This is a genomic window from Pseudomonas sp. FG86, assembly GCF_057808775.1.
In genome coordinates this window covers 86,179-103,452 of the sequence record NZ_JBMDIS010000009.1, presented here as the reverse complement: position 1 = coordinate 103,452, position 17,274 = coordinate 86,179, and the positions used below count along the sequence as shown (strand labels likewise).

The following is a 17,274-nucleotide window of genomic DNA, read 5'->3' as shown; positions in this document are numbered from 1 at the left end:
TCGTCATGCGAACGTGCCGTCGTGCTCTAACTGTACTGACTCTCAGCCTCGCGCCGCTCTCGGTGTGGGCTGCGGCTCCTGTGGTCGATAGCAACTCTGGCTATAACAATAGCGGAAGTGCTTATCCGCCAGCGGGTTATGGCACGAACGGCGCCTATGCTGGGGGGGCGGCTACGTCAGCCCCCTCGGCACAGGGCGAACTGTTCAACCAGCTGCAACGCATGCAGGATCAATTGTCGCAGCAACAAGGCGCCATTGAGGTTTTGCAGAACCAAGTGAACCAGCTGAAGCAAGAAGGCCTGGAGCGATATCAGGATCTTGACCGACGTATTGGAGCCGGCGTTACACCTGCCGCAACTCCTGATAATTCTTCTACCGGTGGCGCACCCAGTGCCGCCGCCGGTGGTGCAGCAGCAGGGGCCGCGGCCGCCAGCCAAGCCCCTGCCGCCAGCAGTGAACCGGGTGATCCGGCGAAGGAAAAGCTGTATTACGATGCCGCCTTCGATCTGATCAAAGCCAAGGATTTCGACAAGGCCAGCAAGGCTTTCACCGCATTCCTCGGTCGTTACCCAAACAGTCAGTACGCAGGCAATGCCCAGTACTGGTTGGGTGAGGTAAACCTGGCAAAGGGTGATTTGCAGGGGGCAGGCCAGGCATTTGCCAAGGTCAGCCAACTCTACCCTAAGCACGCCAAGGTGCCGGACTCGCTGTACAAACTCGCTGACGTAGAACGCCGCCTGGGTCATACCGACAAGGTCAAAGGCATTCTGCAGCAGGTGGTTGCCCAGTATCCGGGTACTTCCGCTGCCCAGTTGGCCCAGCGCGATCTGCAACGCTTGTAAGCGATGCAGCCCGTTTGGAAGAAACCCGCGCCTGGCGCGGGTTTTTTCGTTAGAATCCACGCCCTTTTATGAAACACGCTTCCTGGGGTTTACGCGTTGGCGGAATTCCTTGAAGTGCCTGACGGAGGCGGACAGCCTGTTTAGCTGTTACGCCCGTGGCGACTATGCAAGACACATTACGCATCACCGAAGTTTTTTACTCGTTACAGGGTGAAACGCGCACCGCTGGCCTGCCCACAGTATTTGTGCGCCTGACCGGCTGCCCATTGCGTTGCCAATACTGTGACAGCGCCTACGCCTTCAGTGGCGGCACCGTGCGCACCCTCGATGACATCCTCGAGCAGGTTGCCAGCTATCGACCGCGCTACGTTTGTGTGACGGGTGGCGAGCCGCTGGCGCAGCCAAATGCCATTCCCCTGCTCAAGCAGCTGTGTGACGCCGGTTACGAAGTGTCCCTGGAGACCAGTGGTGCCCTGGACATTTCCGCGGTAGACCCGCGCGTAAGCCGCGTGGTCGACCTGAAGACCCCAGGCTCCAAAGAGGCGCATCGCAACCTCTACGAGAACATCGATCTGCTGACGGCCAACGACCAGGTCAAGTTCGTGATCTGTTCCCGCGACGACTACGATTGGGCGAGCTCCAAGCTGATCCAGTATGGCCTGGACCGTCGCGCGGGCGAGGTGCTGTTCTCGCCGAGCCACCACGACCTGAACGCACGCGACCTCGCCGACTGGGTGGTGGCTGATAACCTGCCAGTGCGCCTGCAATTGCAGCTGCATAAATATCTTTGGAACGACGAGCCAGGACGCTGAAATGACTGAACCTACGATTGCTCAAAAACGCGCTGTCATCCTGTTGTCCGGTGGCCTGGACTCCGCCACCGTGGTCGCCATGGCACAGGCTGAAGGTTATACCTGCTACACCATGAGCTTCGACTACGGCCAGCGCCATCGCGCCGAGCTGAACGCTGCTGCCCGTGTTGCCCGTGAGATGGGCGTGGCCGAGCACAAGGTGATTGGCCTGAACCTCAACGGCATTGGTGGCTCAGCCCTGACCGACAGCAGCATCGATGTGCCGGAAGCGCCGAGTGAAGGTATCCCGGTGACTTACGTGCCAGCACGCAACACCGTATTCCTATCCCTGGCCCTTGGCTGGGCAGAGGTACTGAATGCCCGCGACATCTTTATTGGCGTCAACGCGGTGGATTACTCCGGTTACCCGGATTGCCGCCCGGAGTTCGTGGAGTCGTTCGAGCGCATGGCCAACCTGGCCACCAAAGCCGGTGTCGAAGGGCAGGGCTTTCGCATCCTGGCGCCGCTGCAAAACCTGAGCAAGGCCGATATTGTGAAGGCTGGTGTAGGACTAGGCGTCGATTATTCGCTGACTGTTTCCTGCTACCAGGCAGACGATGACGGCCGTGCTTGTGGGAAATGTGACAGCTGCCGACTGCGTGCTGAGGGCTTCCAAGCGGCCGGAATTACGGACCCAACGCGTTATTTCTGATTTATTTCAAATAAGGTGTTGAATAATCCTTAGAAATCAGTATTATACGCGCCACCACACAGCGGGTCGTTAGCTCAGTTGGTAGAGCAGTTGGCTTTTAACCAATTGGTCGTAGGTTCGAATCCCACACGACCCACCATTTTTGGCGGTTTAGAAAATCCGGAAGGCCCACGCAAGTGAGGATTTCCGGGTTTTTTTTTGTCTTGTGAAAAAGTCGATGTGTAATATGCCGTCCGTGAGATGCCGAGCCATACGGCCCCGTGGAGAAGGCGATTCTCGCCCTCCAGCGGTCGGCTCATGCGGCCCTTGACGAGCTTTTGTAACAGCAAGGCTAGTGTCTCGGTCGCGTACCGCTTCTGACGTTTGTCGCCTGGCCTGAATCAACCCTGTCGGCGTTGAGCGAGATAAAAAAACGGGAAACACCAGCGATGGTGTTTCCCGTTTTTTTACCCGCTTATCACGGCCTCGAACGCCAGATTAGGCTTTTGAAACCATTCGATATTCTGTAGCCTTGCCCAGCTTCACTTTAACCCGTGCTTGATGAACACCCTCACTTCGTCCGGCGGCGCCCGAAGGGCTCCAGAGCCGGTGGTACACTCGACTTTCGCGCAACTGCGCCTGCAGGTCTTGCGAACATGACGCAAATTTCCGAACGCCTACTGGTTCAAGCCCACCTCGACGCCAAGCAGCCCAAGGTCCTCAGTGCCGATGAAGAGGCTGGCCTGCGTACCGCCATCGCCGCCGAGCTGAAAGCTCAGGACGCGGTGCTGGTCGCTCACTTCTACTGCGACCCGGTGATTCAGGCCCTGGCCGAAGAAACCGGCGGCTGTGTCTCCGATTCCCTGGAAATGGCACGCTTCGGCGCCGCCCACCCGGCCAAGACCGTGCTGGTCGCCGGTGTGCGTTTCATGGGCGAGACCGCCAAAATCCTTACCCCTGAAAAACGCATCCTGATGCCGACCCTGGAAGCCACGTGCTCCCTCGACCTGGGCTGCCCAGTGGATGAGTTTTCGGCGTTCTGCGATCAGCACCCCGAGCGCACCGTGGTGGTGTATGCCAACACCTCGGCGGCGGTCAAGGCGCGGGCGGATTGGGTGGTGACCTCCAGTTGTGCGCTGGAAATCGTCGAAAGCCTGATGGATAACGGCGAAACCATCATCTGGGGCCCGGACAAGCACCTGGGTACCTACATCCAGCGCCAGACCGGAGCCGACATGTTGTTGTGGGACGGTGCCTGCATTGTCCATGAAGAGTTCAAGTCCAAGCAGTTGGAAGATATGAAGGCGCTGTACCCGGACGCCGCGATCCTGGTGCACCCGGAGTCGCCGACGTCGGTGATCGAGTTGGCGGATGCGGTGGGTTCCACCAGCCAGTTGATTGCCGCGGCGCAGCGTCTGCCCAACAAGACCTTCATTGTCGCCACCGACCGCGGCATCTTCTACAAGATGCAGCAGTTGTGCCCGGACAAGGTCTTTGTCGAAGCGCCTACCGCCGGTAACGGCGCGGCATGCCGCAGCTGTGCACACTGCCCGTGGATGGCGATGAATACGCTGGAGCGCACCTTGCAGTGCCTGCGTGAGGGCAGTAACGAGATCTTCGTCGAGCCTTCGGTGATCCCGCAGGCGGTGCGGCCGCTCAAGCGCATGCTGGATTTCACTCAGGCTGCGCGCCTGAAGCTGGCCGGTAACGCCTGAAACGAAGCGAGCTCGGTTAAAAATGTGGGAGGGGGCTTGCCCCCGATGACGGTGTGTCAGTCAATAGAAATATTGAATGTAGAGCCGCTATCGGGGGCAAACCCCTCCCACATTTTGATTTCAGCAGGCAGGGAGTTATTTCTTTTGCTTCGGAATTCTCACCAACTGCGTATCCGAGTAGATGTCATGCCAGCTGCGTTTCTGCTTGTCGAACAACGACCAGATAAACCCCAGCCCCACGCACAACCACGACGCAATCGACACCACAAAGCGTAACAGCGCCTGCCACAGGCTGATCCGCGAGCCGTCGGCGTTCTGTACGCGCACGCCCCACACCTGCATGCCCAGGGTCTGCCCGGAATGGGTCCAGAATTTGGCGAAGAAGCCAAACAGCACAAAGAACAGAATGGTCGACAGCAGCGGGTCGCCGTCCAGCGCGCCGGACTCGGTGAGAGTGCGCATTTTCGCTTCGCCCACGAATGCGATCCACACCAGTTTGTAAAGGAAGGCGGTGACGATCAGCAGTGCGGTGCACAACAGGAAGTCATAGAACATCGCTGCCAGGCGACGGCCCAGGCCAACGGCGGGGAACTCGCCTTGGGGGCTCAGCAGGGGTTTTGACATGGCAGGGCTCTCTGGAGAAAAAATGCATTTTACGGGGCAATGCCCCTGCGGCGCCCATAAAAAAGCCCCTGATGGTGACATCAGGGGCTTTTTGTCGCAGGGAAGTATCAGCCTTCGGCGATCACTTCATCAGCTTGCATGCCTTTTTGCCCTTGCACAGCAACGAAAGTCACTTTCTGGCCTTCTTTCAGGCTCTTGAAGCCGTTGCCCTGAATAGCGCGGAAGTGTACGAACAGATCCGGACCGCTTTCTGGAGTGATAAAACCAAACCCTTTTTCGTCGTTAAACCACTTGACGGTACCGCTCTTACGTTCAGACATTTTCTTATTTCCTTGACGCTAAAAATTGATGACAGCCCCTTCGCATGAAAGAGTACTGGGCTGGGTTGCAGGAAAGTAAGAGACGTCGAACGGGTTGTAGCAAGCTTTGGCTACTGCCCAGGTCAGGTTCCAAGCGACCCATGCAAACACAGTGGACAAACTCTACGACAACTAATGCAGAAAAAACAAGCCCTGCCAAAAGCCCAGGTTTTGCTTGGCCTCATGACACTTCGTTGAATAATGTGGAAGCGACTTATTCGATAGAATGGGTCACTTGTTATAGGTTAATTCCTTTAACAAAGACTATCGTTGCTGCACTGTTTTATGGCGGTTGCGTTACAGATTAGTGCACATTAACGCAACCGCGTTACTTATAGGAACAGTCAATCAGCCACGATAGTAACGCTGCGGCACAAATGGCATTTTACTTACACGAAGAGGTACCTTTTTCCCACGCACCAGCGCAGAGACTTGGGTATCCAGCGCGATGAATGCACTGTCCAGGTAACCCATGGCCAGTGGGCCGCCCAGGCTCGGGCCAAAGCCACCGCTGCATACGCTGCCGATCACGGTGCCGTGTTCATCGACGATCTCTGCGCCTTCACGTACGGGGGTGCGCTCCTGGGGCAGCAGACCTACGCGCTTGCGGCTGACGCCGGCCTGCTGCTGGGTGAAGATGCGATCGGCGCCCGGGAAGCCGCCGGCACGTGCACCGTCAGCCCGACGGGCCTTGGAAATCGCCCACAGCAGGCTGGCCTCGATCGGCGTGGTGTCGGTATTCATGTCATGACCGTACAGGCACAGGCCGGCTTCCAGGCGCAGCGAGTCACGCGCACCCAGGCCGATCGCCTGTACTTCGGTTTCGGCGAGCAGGCTGCGTGCGAGGCTTTCGGCGTTGGCGGCCGGCACCGAGATTTCAAAGCCGTCTTCGCCGGTGTAGCCCGAGCGGCTCACGTAGCAGTCCACGCCCAGCAGGCGCAGGGAGGCGAACTGCATGAAGGTCATCTGCGTGACTTCAGGTGCCAGGCGAGCCAGTACCTTCACCGCAGCCGGGCCTTGCAGGGCCAGCAGGGCGCGCTCTTCGAACAGCGGCTCAATGCTGCATTGGTCGCCGATCCGCGCACGCAGGTGCGCCAGGTCCTGGTCCTTGCAGGCGGCGTTGACCACCAGGAACAGCTCGTCGTTACCCAGGTTGGCGACCATCAGGTCATCGAGGATGCCGCCCTGGTCATTGGTGAACATGGCATAGCGTTGCATGCCCACCGGCAGGTCAATGATGTCGACCGGTACCAGGGTTTCCAGGGCCTTGGCGGCATTGGCGCCGGTGAGGCGGATCTGGCCCATGTGGGACACGTCGAACAACCCGGCCTGTTCACGGGTGTGCAGGTGTTCCTTCATCACGCCCAGTGGGTATTGCACCGGCATGTCATAGCCGGCGAAAGGCACCATGCGCGCGCCCAGCTCGATATGCAGGGCGTGCAATGGGGTTTTCAACAGGGTTTCGGTGGACATATTCAGCTCCTGAAAAACGTACTGGCGCGCAGTTGGGCGTCAGCACTCGATAATGTTGACCGCCAAACCGCCACGGGCGGTTTCCTTGTATTTGCTTTTCATGTCGGCGCCGGTCTGGCGCATGGTGCGGATGACCTTGTCGAGGGACACAAAGTGCTGCCCATCGCCGCGCAGGGCCATGCGCACGGCATTGATCGCCTTGACCGAACCCATGGCATTGCGCTCGATACACGGTACCTGTACCAGGCCGCCAATCGGGTCGCAGGTCAGGCCGAGGTTGTGTTCCATGCCGATCTCGGCGGCGTTTTCCACTTGGGAAACGCTGCCGCCCAACACTTCGCACAGTGCGCCGGCCGCCATGGAGCACGCCACGCCGACTTCGCCCTGGCAGCCAACTTCGGCCCCGGAGATCGACGCGTTTTCCTTGTACAAAATGCCGATGGCGGCGGCGGTGAGCAGGAAGCGCACCACGCCGTCTTCATTCGCGCCCGGGATAAAGCGCATGTAGTAATGCAGCACTGCCGGCACGATCCCGGCAGCACCATTGGTGGGCGCCGTGACCACGCGGCCGCCGTTGGCGTTTTCTTCGTTGACCGCCAGGGCGTACAGGTTGACCCAGTCGAGTACCGACAGCGGGTCGCGCAGGGCCGATTCGGGGTTCTTGCACAGTTGGCGATGCAGGGCAGCGGCGCGGCGCTTGACCTTCAAGCCGCCCGGCAAGATGCCTTCGTTGCGACAACCAGCGCTCACACAGTCCTGCATCACTTGCCAGATCTTCAGCAAGCCGGCGCGGGTTTCTGCTTCAGGGCGCCAGGCACTTTCGTTGGTCAGCATCACCTGGCTGATGGACAGCCCGTAGGTGGCGCAATGGCCAAGCAAGTCCTTGGCGTGCTTGAAGGGGAAGGTCAGGGGGGTGGTGTCTTCGACGATCCGGTCGGCGCCGGCGGCGTCTTCATCCACCACGAACCCGCCGCCGACCGAGTAGTACTCGCGGCTGCGAATCTGGATACCCGCGGCGTCAAAGGCCCGAAAGATCATGCCGTTGGGGTGGTAGGCCAGGGGTTTGCGAATCATTGCCAGGTGTTCTTTCTCGTTGAACGCAATGCTGTGTTCGCCGAGCAGGTTCAAGCGACCGTCGCTGCGCATCTGCGCCAGGCGTGCGGCCACGGTTTCGGTGTTCACGGTGTCCGGGTGTTCGCCTTCCAGGCCCAGCAGCACGGCCTTGTCGCTGCCGTGGCCTTTACCGGTGGCGCCGAGGGAGCCATAGAGTTCCACCTTGATGCCGGCGGTGGCGCTCAGCAGGTTGTCCCGCTTGAGGCCCTCGACGAATCGAGCGGCCGCGCGCATAGGGCCGACGGTGTGGGAGCTGGAGGGGCCGATGCCAATCTTGAACAGGTCGAACACGCTTAACGACATGAGTTGTTCTCCGGTTTCTTATTGTTCTTGAGGTCATACGCGGTCAAGTGTGGGAGGGGCGGTGCGACGATTCGACTTGCCCCCGATGAGGGTGTGTCAGTCACCCGATCTATCAACTGACACTCTGCCATCGGGGGCAAGTCGAATCGTCGCACCGCCCCTCCCACATTTGATTACGCGTAGCTCTCGATCGAAGGGCAGGCGCATACGAGGTTGCGATCGCCAAACACGTTGTCGACCCGGCCAACCGGTGGCCAGTATTTGCCTTCGATCAACGAAGCCACCGGGTACACCGCCTGTTCTCGGCTGTATGGGTGGCTCCATTCGCCCACCAGTTCCGCCGCGGTGTGCGGGGCGTTTTTCAGTGGGTTGTCGTCCTTGTCCAGGGTGCCGTTTTCCACCGCGCGGATTTCTTCGCGGATGGCGATCATCGCGTCGCAGAAGCGGTCCAGTTCTTCCTTGGATTCACTTTCGGTGGGCTCGATCATCAAGGTGCCGGCGACCGGGAACGACATGGTCGGTGCATGGAAACCGAAGTCGATCAGGCGCTTGGCCACGTCATCCACGCTGATGCCGCTGCTGTCTTTCAGCGGGCGCAAGTCCAGGATGCATTCATGCGCTACCAGGCCGTTGCTGCCGGTGTACAGCACGGGGTAGTGCTCTTCCAGGCGACGGGAGATGTAGTTGGCATTCAGGATCGCCAGTTGCGACGCACGCTTGAGGCCCGCACCGCCCATCATGCTGATGTACATCCAGGTAATCGGCAGGATGCTTGCGCTGCCAAACGGCGCTGCGCACACCGCGCCTTCCTTGCGCGCCATGGCCGCGTGGCCCGGCAGGAATGGCGTGAGGTGCGATTTGACGCCAATCGGGCCGACGCCCGGGCCGCCACCGCCGTGGGGGATGCAGAAGGTCTTGTGCAGGTTCAGGTGGGACACGTCGCCACCAAACTTGCCCGGTGCGCACAGGCCGACCATGGCGTTCATGTTCGCGCCGTCGATGTACACCTGGCCGCCGTTGTCGTGGACGATCCCGCAGATTTCGCGGATGCCTTCCTCGAACACACCGTGGGTGGACGGGTAGGTGATCATCAGCGCGGCGAGGTGTTCGCGGTGCTCGATGGCCTTGGCACGCAGGTCTTCGATATCCACGTTGCCCCGGGCATCGCAGGCGGTGACGACCACGCGCATACCGGCCATGTTGGCGGTGGCCGGGTTGGTGCCGTGTGCCGACGATGGGATCAGGCAGATGTCGCGACGGGCTTCGCCACGGCTCTGGTGATAGGCGCGAATGGCCAACAGACCGGCGTACTCACCCTGGGAACCGGCGTTCGGTTGCAGGGAGATCGCGTCGTACCCGGTGGCCGCGCAGAGCATGGCTTCCAGGTCAGAGGTCAATTGCAGGTAGCCGGCGCTTTGCTCGGCTGGGGCGAAGGGGTGCAGGGCACCGAATTCAGCCCAGGTCACCGGGATCATTTCGCTGGCGGCGTTGAGCTTCATGGTGCATGAGCCCAGCGGGATCATGGTGCGGTCCAGTGCCAGGTCCTTGTCGGCCAGCTTGCGCAGGTAGCGCATCAGCTCGGTTTCCGAGTGATAACGGTTGAATACCGGGTGGCTGAGGATCGGCGACTGGCGCAGCAGCGCGGCGGGCAGGGTGCTGTCGACGCTGGCCGCCAGGGCGGCGAAGTCCGGCAGGGCCTTACCGTCGGCCAATACGCTCCACAGGGTCTCGATATCGGCCTGGGTGGTGGTTTCATCCAGCGACAGGCCCAGTCGCGCAGCGTCCACGACCCGCAGGTTGATACGTTGGGCGCGGGCTTTGTCGTGCAGCGCGGCGGTGTGAGTGCCGGTGGCCAGTGTCAGCGTGTCGAAGAAGGTGGCTTGTTCAACCTGAAGGCCCAAGGTGGTCAAGCCCTTGGCCAGGATCGCGGTCAGGTGGTGAATGCGCTGGGCGATCTGGGTCAGGCCTTTAGGGCCGTGGTACACGGCGTACATGCTGGCGATGTTGGCCAGCAGCACTTGGGCGGTGCAGATGTTGCTGGTGGCTTTCTCGCGGCGGATATGTTGCTCGCGGGTCTGCATGGCCAGGCGCAGGGCCGGCTTGCCGAAGCGGTCGACTGATACACCGACCAGACGCCCCGGCATATCGCGCTTGAACGCATCCCTGGTGGAGAAGTACGCTGCGTGCGGGCCACCGAAGCCCAGCGGCACGCCGAAGCGTTGCGCGCTGCCAATGGCCACGTCGGCGCCGAACTCACCCGGTGGGGTCAGCAGGGTCAGGGCCAGCAGGTCGGCGGCTACCGCCACCAGCGCATGGGCGGCATGGAAGCGTTCAGCCAGTTCACGGTAGTCGAACACGTCACCGTTGCTGGCCGGGTATTGCAGCAGTGCCCCGAAGAACGGGCTGACGTCGGTCAGTTCGCGCTCATCGCCCACCACCACATCGATGCCCAATGGCTCGGCACGGGTGCGCAGCACATCGAGGGTTTGCGGGTGGCTGTGGATCGAGGCAAAGAAGGCATTGCTGCCTTTGTTCTTGCTCAGGCGCTTGCAGAAGGTCATCGCTTCGGCGGCCGCGGTGGCTTCGTCGAGCAAGGAGGCGTTGGCGATCGGCAGGCCGGTGAGGTCGCTGATCAGGGTCTGGAAGTTCAGCAGCGCTTCCAGGCGGCCTTGGGAGATTTCTGGCTGGTACGGGGTGTAGGCGGTGTACCAGGCCGGGTTTTCCAGGAGGTTGCGCAGGATCGGCGACGGCGTATGGCAGTTGTAGTAGCCCTGGCCGATATAGGTCTTGAACAGTTGGTTCTTGCCTGCGATCGCCTTGATCCTGGCCAGTGCCTCGGCTTCGCTCAGGCCGTCTTCCAAGCCAAGCACGCTGGTGCCCTTGATGCTTTCCGGGATCACGCTGGCGCTCAAGGCTTCCTGGGAGTCAAAACCCAGGCTGGCGAGCATCTGCTGCTCATCGTCCTGGCGCGGGCCGATATGGCGGGCGATGAATTCGTTGGCGGTGCTCAGGTTGATACTCATGGCGCGCTCCTCAGGCTTCGGCGTTGGCTTTGATCAGACGGTCGTACGCGTCCTGATCCAACAGTTTAGCGATAGCCTCGGCATCGGCCGGTTTAAAGCGGAAGAACCAGCCTTCGCCCATCGGGTCTTCGTTGACCAGTTCCGGGCTGCCGTCGAGCTTGTCGTTCACTTCCAGCACTTCACCGTCCAATGGCATGTATACGCCGCTGGCGGCCTTGACCGACTCAACGGTGGACGCTTCGGCGCCCTTGGCGTAGGCCTGCAACTCTGGCAGTTGCACGAAAACCACATCACCCAGCGCGTCCTGCGCGAAAGCGGTGATACCCACGGTGACGCTGCCGTCAGCTTCGGCGCGCAGCCATTCGTGATCTTCAGTGAAACGCAACTCGCTCATGGAAACTCCTCGGGGCCAGATTCGTCTGGTGGACGGGATTGGAATAATGGGGAGTTGCTTAGCAATATTGCGGCCAACGTTATTAAATCGTTAAAAATCAATAAGTTAATAAAATTGGTTATGACGTTATGCGTTTTGCCTGTAGCGATTTCGCTACAGTCCGGCCGTCTAAAAAAAGCCTATGTGGATCAAAGCCTTGCATGGCGCGTAAAAAACAGGGTTGTAGCGATATCGTTCCACTGTAGCGCTTTCAGTACAGTGGATGTCGTTCTCAGACCCTTTTTTGAAACGCGACCCTGTAGGCGCGAGCTTGCTCGCGAAGATCGTCAACGATGACGCAAGCAGCCTGGATGAACGCAGCACCCTTGGGGCTTTCGCCAGCAAGCTTGCGCCTGCAGTGGGCAGAGCCCGGCTCAGGGCTTGTTCGGGATGCCGTACTTGCGCAGGCGATGGGCGATAGCGGTGTGGGAGGTTTGCAGGCGGCTCGCCAGTTGACGGGTCGAGGGGTAGCTGGTGTAGAGCTTCTCCAGCAGGTTGCGCTCGAAATCGTCCATAGCCTGTTCCAGGCTGTCGACCTCGCCATCGCTTTGGCGGGCGACCGAGGTGCCGGCGATATCCAGGTCACCAATGTCCACCAGGCTGCTTTCGCAGATGGCAGCTGCGCGGAAGATCACGTTCTGCAACTGCCGCACATTGCCCGGCCAGCGGTTGCCGAGCAGCGCCGGATACGTGCCGGGCGCCAGGCGGCACACCGGTCGCTGGATCTGGGCACAGGCCTGCTGCATGAAGTAGCGCGCCAGCAGCAGGATGTCCTGGCCGCGCTCGCGCAGGGGCGGCACTTCGACGTTGAGCACGTTGAGCCGATAGAACAGGTCTTCGCGAAAAGTCCCCTCGCTGACCATCTTTTCCAGGTCGCGGTGGGTCGCGCTGAGGATGCGCACATTGACCTTCACTTCGCGATCACCGCCGACCCGGCGAAAGCTGCCGTCGTTGAGAAAGCGCAGCAACTTGGCCTGCAGGTACGGCGACATCTCACCGATCTCATCCAGGAACACCGTGCCCTGGTTGGCCAGCTCCATCAGCCCCGGCTTGCCACCGCGCTGGGCGCCGGTAAACGCACCGGGGGCATAACCGAACAGTTCGCTTTCGGCGAGGTTCTCCGGCAGCGCCGCGCAGTTCAGCGCCAGGAACGGTGCGCTGTACCGCGCACTGATGGCATGGCAGGCGCGTGCCACCAGTTCCTTGCCGGTACCGGTCTCGCCCTGGATCAACAGCGGTGCATCCAGCGCGGCCACCCGCTGCGCGCGCGCCTTGAGGGTGCGGATCACCGGGGACTCGCCCAACAGTGCATCGAAGCCTTCGGCATGGTCGTGGTGCAGCGCAGACAATTGCTCGCCGATGCGGTTGGGCTGATAGAGCGTGAGCAGGGCGCCGGCATCGGTGATCGGGGTGGCATCCAGCAACAGGGTCTGGCCGTTGACGTTGATTTCGCGCAACGGCAAACGAAAGCCCTGTTCCAGCAAGGTGTCCAGCAACGCGGGGTCATTGAACAGCTCGGCAATGCTTTCCCCGGCCGGCTCGCGGCCATACAGGGCGATCAACGCCGGGTTGGCCAGCAGGATCGTGCCGGCGCTGTCCAGGGCCAGTACCGGGTCGGTCATGGCCGCCAGCAGGGCGTCGAGTTGCAGGTGGCGACGTTGGCCGGGGAGGATGTCGACCACGGTGACCGACTGGACGCCGTGCACGCTGAACAGCGCATCGCGCAACTCTTCAAGGACTTCGGCACTCAGGGTCGGCGCGTCGATGTAGACGTTGGGCGGCACCATTTCCACGGCATCCAGGTTGAGATTGCGCCCACCGAGCAAGGCCAGGACTTCCTGGGTGATGCCGACGCGGTCGATGAAGCTGACGTGGATACGCATGGGGCGCTAACAATTCTGGGGAGCGAGAGGCGGCAAGTATGCCTTGGCGCGGATGGAGATCAAAATATGGGAGGGGCGGTGCGACGATTCAACATGCTCCCGATGGCGGTGTGTCAGTCAGCTGGTCCACCGCCATCGGGAGCAAGCCCCCTCCCACATTTTGAGCAGTGTTGTGTCAGTGCAACCGGGTTATTCCAAGTGTTCAGGCTTGATCGGGTCGCCGGATTTAACATCCAGTTGATGCCGTACATCCTCGAACATCTGGTCGTACTGTTTGTGCATCGATCCATTCAACACGGCGATCTTCGGCATGCCGTATTTCTGCGCGATGTTCATCGCATGCCGCGCAAAGTCGAAGGCCTGGTCCTTGGGCAGGAAGAACTCTTCCTTGAGGTCCTTGCCCTGCACCGAGCCGTGCAGCTTGAACAGCATGCCCTTGCCTTCCTTTGGGTCCTGGCTGATTTCGTAGTCAATACACAGGTTGTAGCTGTAGTCCTGGGTATTCAGCGCGTGACGTTCAACGTGCAAGTGACCGGGTTCAAAGGTGGCCATAGGCGTATCTCCTCTACTTCACAGATAGGTGATGCCAGGTGTTGCCGTGCTGATGCGTGTGCCGGCACTGCCCTGGACGATGGCTTCGATGTCGGAGAGTGAACCGATCACTGCGGTTTTGCCAGTCTGGCGGGCGAACTCGCAGGCTGCTTGCACCTTGGGCCCCATGGAGCCGGCGGCGAAACCGAGTCTTTCCATTTCATCCGGGTGGGCCTGGCCGATAGCCTTCTGGGTCGGTTTGCCAAAGTCGATATACGCCGCGTTGACGTCGGTGGCGATCACCAGCAAATCGGCTTCCAGTTGCGATGCCAGCAGCGATGAGCACAGGTCTTTGTCGATGACCGCTTCAATACCCTTGAGCTTGCCGTCTTCGCCATACATCGTTGGAATACCGCCGCCGCCGGCGCAGATCACGATGCTGCCCTTTTCCAGCAGCCATTGGATCGGGCGAATTTCAAAGATGCGTTTCGGCCGCGGGCTGGCCACGACGCGGCGGTATTTATCGCCATCCGGGGCGATCGCCCAGCCTTTTTCAGCGGCCAGTTGCTCGGCTTCGGCCTTGGAGTACACCGGGCCTATGGGCTTGCTGGGGTGCTGGAAGGCCGGGTCGTTGGCGTCCACTTCGACCTGGGTGAGCAGGGTGGCGAAGGGCACTTCGAAGTCCAGCAGGTTGCCCAGTTCCTGTTCGATGATGTAGCCGATCATGCCTTCGGTTTCCGCACCGAGCACGTCCAGCGGGTAGGGCGATACGCTGGTGTAGGCCGCAGCCTGCAACGACAGCAGGCCGACCTGCGGGCCATTGCCGTGGGCGATGACCAGCTCGTTGCCGGGGTGGATCTTGGCGATCTGTTCGGTAGCGATTCGGATATTGATGCGTTGGTTGTCCGCTGTCATGGGTTCACCACGGCGGAGCAGGGCGTTACCGCCCAGGGCTACGACGATACGCATAATGCAATCCTTCTAGAGTTCAGCTTGTGAACACAGGACTAAGTTGTGGAAGGGAGCTTGCTCCCGCTGGCGGGCTAACATTCAATACTTGTGTCAACTGATACACCGCTATCGGGGGCAAGCCCCCTCCCACATTTTGACCGTGTTCCTACAGTAGGGGCTGTGTCGAAATCAGATATCCGCCAGCGCCGACACCAGGATCGCCTTGATGGTGTGCATGCGGTTTTCCGCCTGCTCAAAGGCAATGTTGGCCGGCGACTCGAACACTTCTTCAGTCACTTCCACACCATTGGCCAGGTTCGGATAACGCGCGGCGATGTCCTTGCCGACCTTGGTCTCGCTGTTATGGAACGCCGGCAGGCAGTGCATGAACTTCACGCGCGGGTTGCCCGAGGCTTTCATCATCTTGGTGTTGACCTGGTACGGCAGCAGCTGCTCGATACGTTCGTCCCACGCCTCCACCGGCTCACCCATGGAGACCCAGATATCGGTGTGGATAAAGTCCACGCCTTTGACCGCTTCTTTTGGGTCTTCGGTGATGGTGATACGCGCGCCGCTTTCTTCGGCAAAGGCCTGGCACTGCTTGATGAAATCTTCATGGGGCCACAGGGCTTTTGGCGCGCCGATGCGCACGTCCATGCCCAGCTTGGCGCCGATCATCAGCAGCGAATTGCCCATGTTGTAGCGTGCGTCACCCAGGTAGGCGTAGCTGATGTCATGCAGCGGCTTGTCGCTGTGTTCGCGCATGGTCAGGGTGTCGGCGATCATCTGGGTCGGGTGGAATTCAGCGGTCAGGCCGTTGAACACCGGCACGCCGGCAAACTTGGCCAGCTCTTCGACGATTTCCTGCTCGAAGCCACGGTATTCAATGGCATCGAACATGCGGCCGAGCACGCGGGCGGTGTCTTTCATGCTTTCTTTGTGGCCGATCTGCGACGACACCGGGTCGATATAGGTGACGTGAGCGCCCTGGTCGTGGGCTGCCACTTCGAACGCGCAGCGGGTACGGGTCGAGGTTTTTTCAAAGATCAGCGCGATGTTCTTGCCTTGCAGGTGTGGACGCTCGGTGCCGGTGTATTTGGCGCGCTTGAGGTCGCGGGACAGGTCCAGCAGGTAATGCAGTTCGCGGGTGGTGTGGTGCATCAGCGACAGCAGGCTGCGGTTGCGCATATTGAAAGCCATGGTGGATCTCCTTCTGTTCAGGTTATCCCCTGGGCCGACGCCTTATGAGCGGCGGCCAAGGTTTGAAAGTTAGTAGTCGATAGGGTCGCGGATGATCGGGCAGGTCATGCAATGGCCGCCGCCACGGCCCCGGCCGAGTTCACCGGCGCTGATGGTGATGACTTCCACGCCGGCCTTGCGCAGCAGGGTGTTGGTGTAGGTATTGCGGTCGTAGCCGATCACCACGCCCGGTTCCACGGCGACCACGTTGTTGCCGTCGTCCCACTGCTCGCGCTCGGCAGCGAAGCTGTTGCCACCGGTTTCGACGACCCGCAGGGCCTTGAGGTTGAGTGCTGCGGCCACGGTTTCGAGGAAGTTGGTTTTCTCCCGTTGAATATCGATGCCGTGTGGCTTGCTCTCGTCAGGGCGCAGGGTGAAGGGCACGATCTGGCTGACCACTTCGGGGAAGATGGTGACCAGGTCGCGGTCGCAGAAACTGAACACGGTGTCCAAGTGCATCGCCGCGCGGGATTTTGGCAGGCCGGCAACGATCACCCGTTCCACGGCTTTGTTCTTGAACAGGTTGCGCGCCAACTGGCCGATGGCCTGGTGGGACGAGCGCTCGCCCATGCCGATCAACACCACGCCATTGCCAATCGGCATGACGTCGCCACCTTCCAGCGTGGCGGCACCGTGTTCCTGGTCGGGGTCGCCATACCAGATTTGGAAGTCGGCGTTGGTGAACTCGGGGTGGAATTTGTAGATGGCGCTGGCCAGCAGGGTTTCCTGACGTCGCGCCGGCCAGTACATCGGGTTGAGCGTCACGCCGCCGTAGATCCAGCAAGTGGTGTCGCGGGTGAACTGGGTGTTGGGCAGCGGCGGCAGAATGAAGCTGGCGTGGCCGAGGAAGTCGCGGAACATCTCGATGGTTTTGCCACCGAAGCTGCTCGGCAGGTCATCGGCCGACACGCCACCAATCAGGAACTCGGCGATCTTGCGTGGCTCCAGGCTACGCAGCCAGGAACCGACTTCATCGACCAGGCCCAGACCGACAGTGTTGGAGGTGATCTTGCGCTCCAGGATCCAGTCCAGGGCTTCGGGGTTGGCAACGATATCGGTCAGCAGGTTGTGCATTTCCAGCACATCAATGTCCCGCTCGCGCATCTTGGTGACGAAATCGAAATGGTCGCGCTTGGCCTGGGCCACCCACAACACGTCATCGAACAGCAATTCATCACAGTTGTTGGGGGTCAGCCGCTGGTGGGCCAAACCTGGGGAGCACACCATGACTTTGCGCAGTTTGCCGGCTTCGGAATGTACGCCGTACTTCACTTTTTCCGTGGTCATTACAGATCCTCCAGTG

The 17,274-nt window shown here is 60.5% G+C and carries 15 protein-coding genes and 1 tRNA gene; 5 read left to right on the top strand and 11 right to left on the bottom strand.

Annotation, left to right across the window (positions count from 1 at the left end; all coding sequences use genetic code 11):
* Positions 1 to 5: 5 nt before the first annotated feature.
* The 5 genes from ybgF to nadA all read left to right on the top strand — a co-directional run bounded on the left by ybgF (position 6) and on the right by nadA (position 4,039).
* Positions 6 to 842, top strand: coding sequence for a tol-pal system protein YbgF (gene ybgF, locus ACODSV_RS09015; RefSeq protein WP_069076929.1), 837 nt, complete (start codon positions 6 to 8; stop codon positions 840 to 842).
* Positions 843 to 1,006: 164 nt separating this feature from the next.
* Complete coding sequence (gene queE, locus ACODSV_RS09010) at positions 1,007 to 1,654, top strand: 7-carboxy-7-deazaguanine synthase QueE (protein WP_024077139.1); 648 nt, start codon at positions 1,007 to 1,009, stop codon at positions 1,652 to 1,654.
* A gap of 16 nt (positions 1,655 to 1,670) precedes the next feature.
* Positions 1,671 to 2,345 (top strand): 7-cyano-7-deazaguanine synthase QueC, encoded by a 675-nt coding sequence (queC, locus tag ACODSV_RS09005; RefSeq protein ID WP_162163619.1) that lies wholly within the window; start codon positions 1,671 to 1,673, stop codon positions 2,343 to 2,345.
* A gap of 63 nt (positions 2,346 to 2,408) precedes the next feature.
* Positions 2,409 to 2,484, top strand: a tRNA-Lys gene (locus tag ACODSV_RS09000).
* Positions 2,485 to 2,980: 496 nt separating this feature from the next.
* Complete coding sequence (gene nadA, locus ACODSV_RS08995; protein ID WP_024077137.1) at positions 2,981 to 4,039, top strand: quinolinate synthase NadA; 1,059 nt, start codon at positions 2,981 to 2,983, stop codon at positions 4,037 to 4,039.
* A gap of 135 nt (positions 4,040 to 4,174) precedes the next feature.
* Here nadA and ACODSV_RS08990 read toward each other — a convergent pair whose 3' ends face one another.
* The 11 genes from ACODSV_RS08990 to arcA all read right to left on the bottom strand — a co-directional run bounded on the left by ACODSV_RS08990 (position 4,175) and on the right by arcA (position 17,258).
* Positions 4,175 to 4,663 (bottom strand): RDD family protein, encoded by a 489-nt coding sequence (locus tag ACODSV_RS08990; protein ID WP_024077136.1) that lies wholly within the window; start codon positions 4,661 to 4,663, stop codon positions 4,175 to 4,177.
* Positions 4,664 to 4,770: 107 nt separating this feature from the next.
* On the bottom strand, positions 4,771 to 4,983 hold the full coding sequence (locus tag ACODSV_RS08985; protein WP_024077135.1) for a cold-shock protein: 213 nt from the start codon (positions 4,981 to 4,983) through the stop codon (positions 4,771 to 4,773).
* Positions 4,984 to 5,370: 387 nt separating this feature from the next.
* Positions 5,371 to 6,495 carry a glycine cleavage system aminomethyltransferase GcvT gene (gcvT, locus tag ACODSV_RS08980; RefSeq protein WP_069076931.1) on the bottom strand — a complete coding sequence of 375 codons (1,125 nt, stop codon included), beginning with the start codon at positions 6,493 to 6,495 and terminating at the stop codon, positions 5,371 to 5,373.
* A gap of 39 nt (positions 6,496 to 6,534) precedes the next feature.
* On the bottom strand, positions 6,535 to 7,911 hold the full coding sequence (locus tag ACODSV_RS08975; protein ID WP_024077133.1) for an L-serine ammonia-lyase: 1,377 nt from the start codon (positions 7,909 to 7,911) through the stop codon (positions 6,535 to 6,537).
* A gap of 173 nt (positions 7,912 to 8,084) precedes the next feature.
* Positions 8,085 to 10,934 carry an aminomethyl-transferring glycine dehydrogenase gene (gcvP, locus tag ACODSV_RS08970; RefSeq protein ID WP_150056014.1) on the bottom strand — a complete coding sequence of 950 codons (2,850 nt, stop codon included), beginning with the start codon at positions 10,932 to 10,934 and terminating at the stop codon, positions 8,085 to 8,087.
* A 10-nt stretch (positions 10,935 to 10,944) separates the two neighbouring features.
* Positions 10,945 to 11,328, bottom strand: coding sequence for a glycine cleavage system protein GcvH (gene gcvH / locus ACODSV_RS08965; RefSeq protein ID WP_024077131.1), 384 nt, complete (start codon positions 11,326 to 11,328; stop codon positions 10,945 to 10,947).
* A gap of 413 nt (positions 11,329 to 11,741) precedes the next feature.
* Positions 11,742 to 13,250, bottom strand: coding sequence for a sigma-54-dependent transcriptional regulator (locus ACODSV_RS08960; protein WP_024077130.1), 1,509 nt, complete (start codon positions 13,248 to 13,250; stop codon positions 11,742 to 11,744).
* 189 nt (positions 13,251 to 13,439) lie between these two features.
* The gene (locus tag ACODSV_RS08955; protein WP_024077129.1) at positions 13,440 to 13,802 is read right to left on the bottom strand and encodes a DUF5064 family protein; all 363 of its coding nucleotides are present in this window, start codon (positions 13,800 to 13,802) and stop codon (positions 13,440 to 13,442) included.
* Positions 13,803 to 13,820: 18 nt separating this feature from the next.
* The gene (arcC, locus tag ACODSV_RS08950; RefSeq protein ID WP_024077128.1) at positions 13,821 to 14,750 is read right to left on the bottom strand and encodes a carbamate kinase; all 930 of its coding nucleotides are present in this window, start codon (positions 14,748 to 14,750) and stop codon (positions 13,821 to 13,823) included.
* Positions 14,751 to 14,921: 171 nt separating this feature from the next.
* The gene (locus ACODSV_RS08945; protein WP_024077127.1) at positions 14,922 to 15,932 is read right to left on the bottom strand and encodes an ornithine carbamoyltransferase; all 1,011 of its coding nucleotides are present in this window, start codon (positions 15,930 to 15,932) and stop codon (positions 14,922 to 14,924) included.
* Between the two features lie 69 nt (positions 15,933 to 16,001).
* The gene (gene arcA / locus ACODSV_RS08940; protein ID WP_024077126.1) at positions 16,002 to 17,258 is read right to left on the bottom strand and encodes an arginine deiminase; all 1,257 of its coding nucleotides are present in this window, start codon (positions 17,256 to 17,258) and stop codon (positions 16,002 to 16,004) included.
* Positions 17,259 to 17,274: the final 16 nt, after the last annotated feature.

Bases quoted from the DNA above. Each gene is read 5' to 3' on its own strand.
- ybgF (WP_069076929.1), top strand. From the start codon at position 6: ATGCGAACGTGCCGTCGTGCTCTAACTGTACTGACTCTCAGCCTCGCG.
- queE (WP_024077139.1), top strand. From the start codon at position 1,007: ATGCAAGACACATTACGCATCACCGAAGTTTTTTACTCGTTACAGGGT.
- nadA (WP_024077137.1), top strand. From the start codon at position 2,981: ATGACGCAAATTTCCGAACGCCTACTGGTTCAAGCCCACCTCGACGCC.
- ACODSV_RS08990 (WP_024077136.1), bottom strand. From the start codon at position 4,663: ATGTCAAAACCCCTGCTGAGCCCCCAAGGCGAGTTCCCCGCCGTTGGC.
- ACODSV_RS08985 (WP_024077135.1), bottom strand. From the start codon at position 4,983: ATGTCTGAACGTAAGAGCGGTACCGTCAAGTGGTTTAACGACGAAAAA.
- gcvT (WP_069076931.1), bottom strand. From the start codon at position 6,495: ATGTCCACCGAAACCCTGTTGAAAACCCCATTGCACGCCCTGCATATC.
- ACODSV_RS08975 (WP_024077133.1), bottom strand. From the start codon at position 7,911: ATGTCGTTAAGCGTGTTCGACCTGTTCAAGATTGGCATCGGCCCCTCC.
- gcvP (WP_150056014.1), bottom strand. From the start codon at position 10,934: ATGAGTATCAACCTGAGCACCGCCAACGAATTCATCGCCCGCCATATC.
- gcvH (WP_024077131.1), bottom strand. From the start codon at position 11,328: ATGAGCGAGTTGCGTTTCACTGAAGATCACGAATGGCTGCGCGCCGAA.
- ACODSV_RS08960 (WP_024077130.1), bottom strand. From the start codon at position 13,250: ATGCGTATCCACGTCAGCTTCATCGACCGCGTCGGCATCACCCAGGAA.
- ACODSV_RS08955 (WP_024077129.1), bottom strand. From the start codon at position 13,802: ATGGCCACCTTTGAACCCGGTCACTTGCACGTTGAACGTCACGCGCTG.
- arcC (WP_024077128.1), bottom strand. From the start codon at position 14,750: ATGCGTATCGTCGTAGCCCTGGGCGGTAACGCCCTGCTCCGCCGTGGT.
- ACODSV_RS08945 (WP_024077127.1), bottom strand. From the start codon at position 15,932: ATGGCTTTCAATATGCGCAACCGCAGCCTGCTGTCGCTGATGCACCAC.
- arcA (WP_024077126.1), bottom strand. From the start codon at position 17,258: ATGACCACGGAAAAAGTGAAGTACGGCGTACATTCCGAAGCCGGCAAA.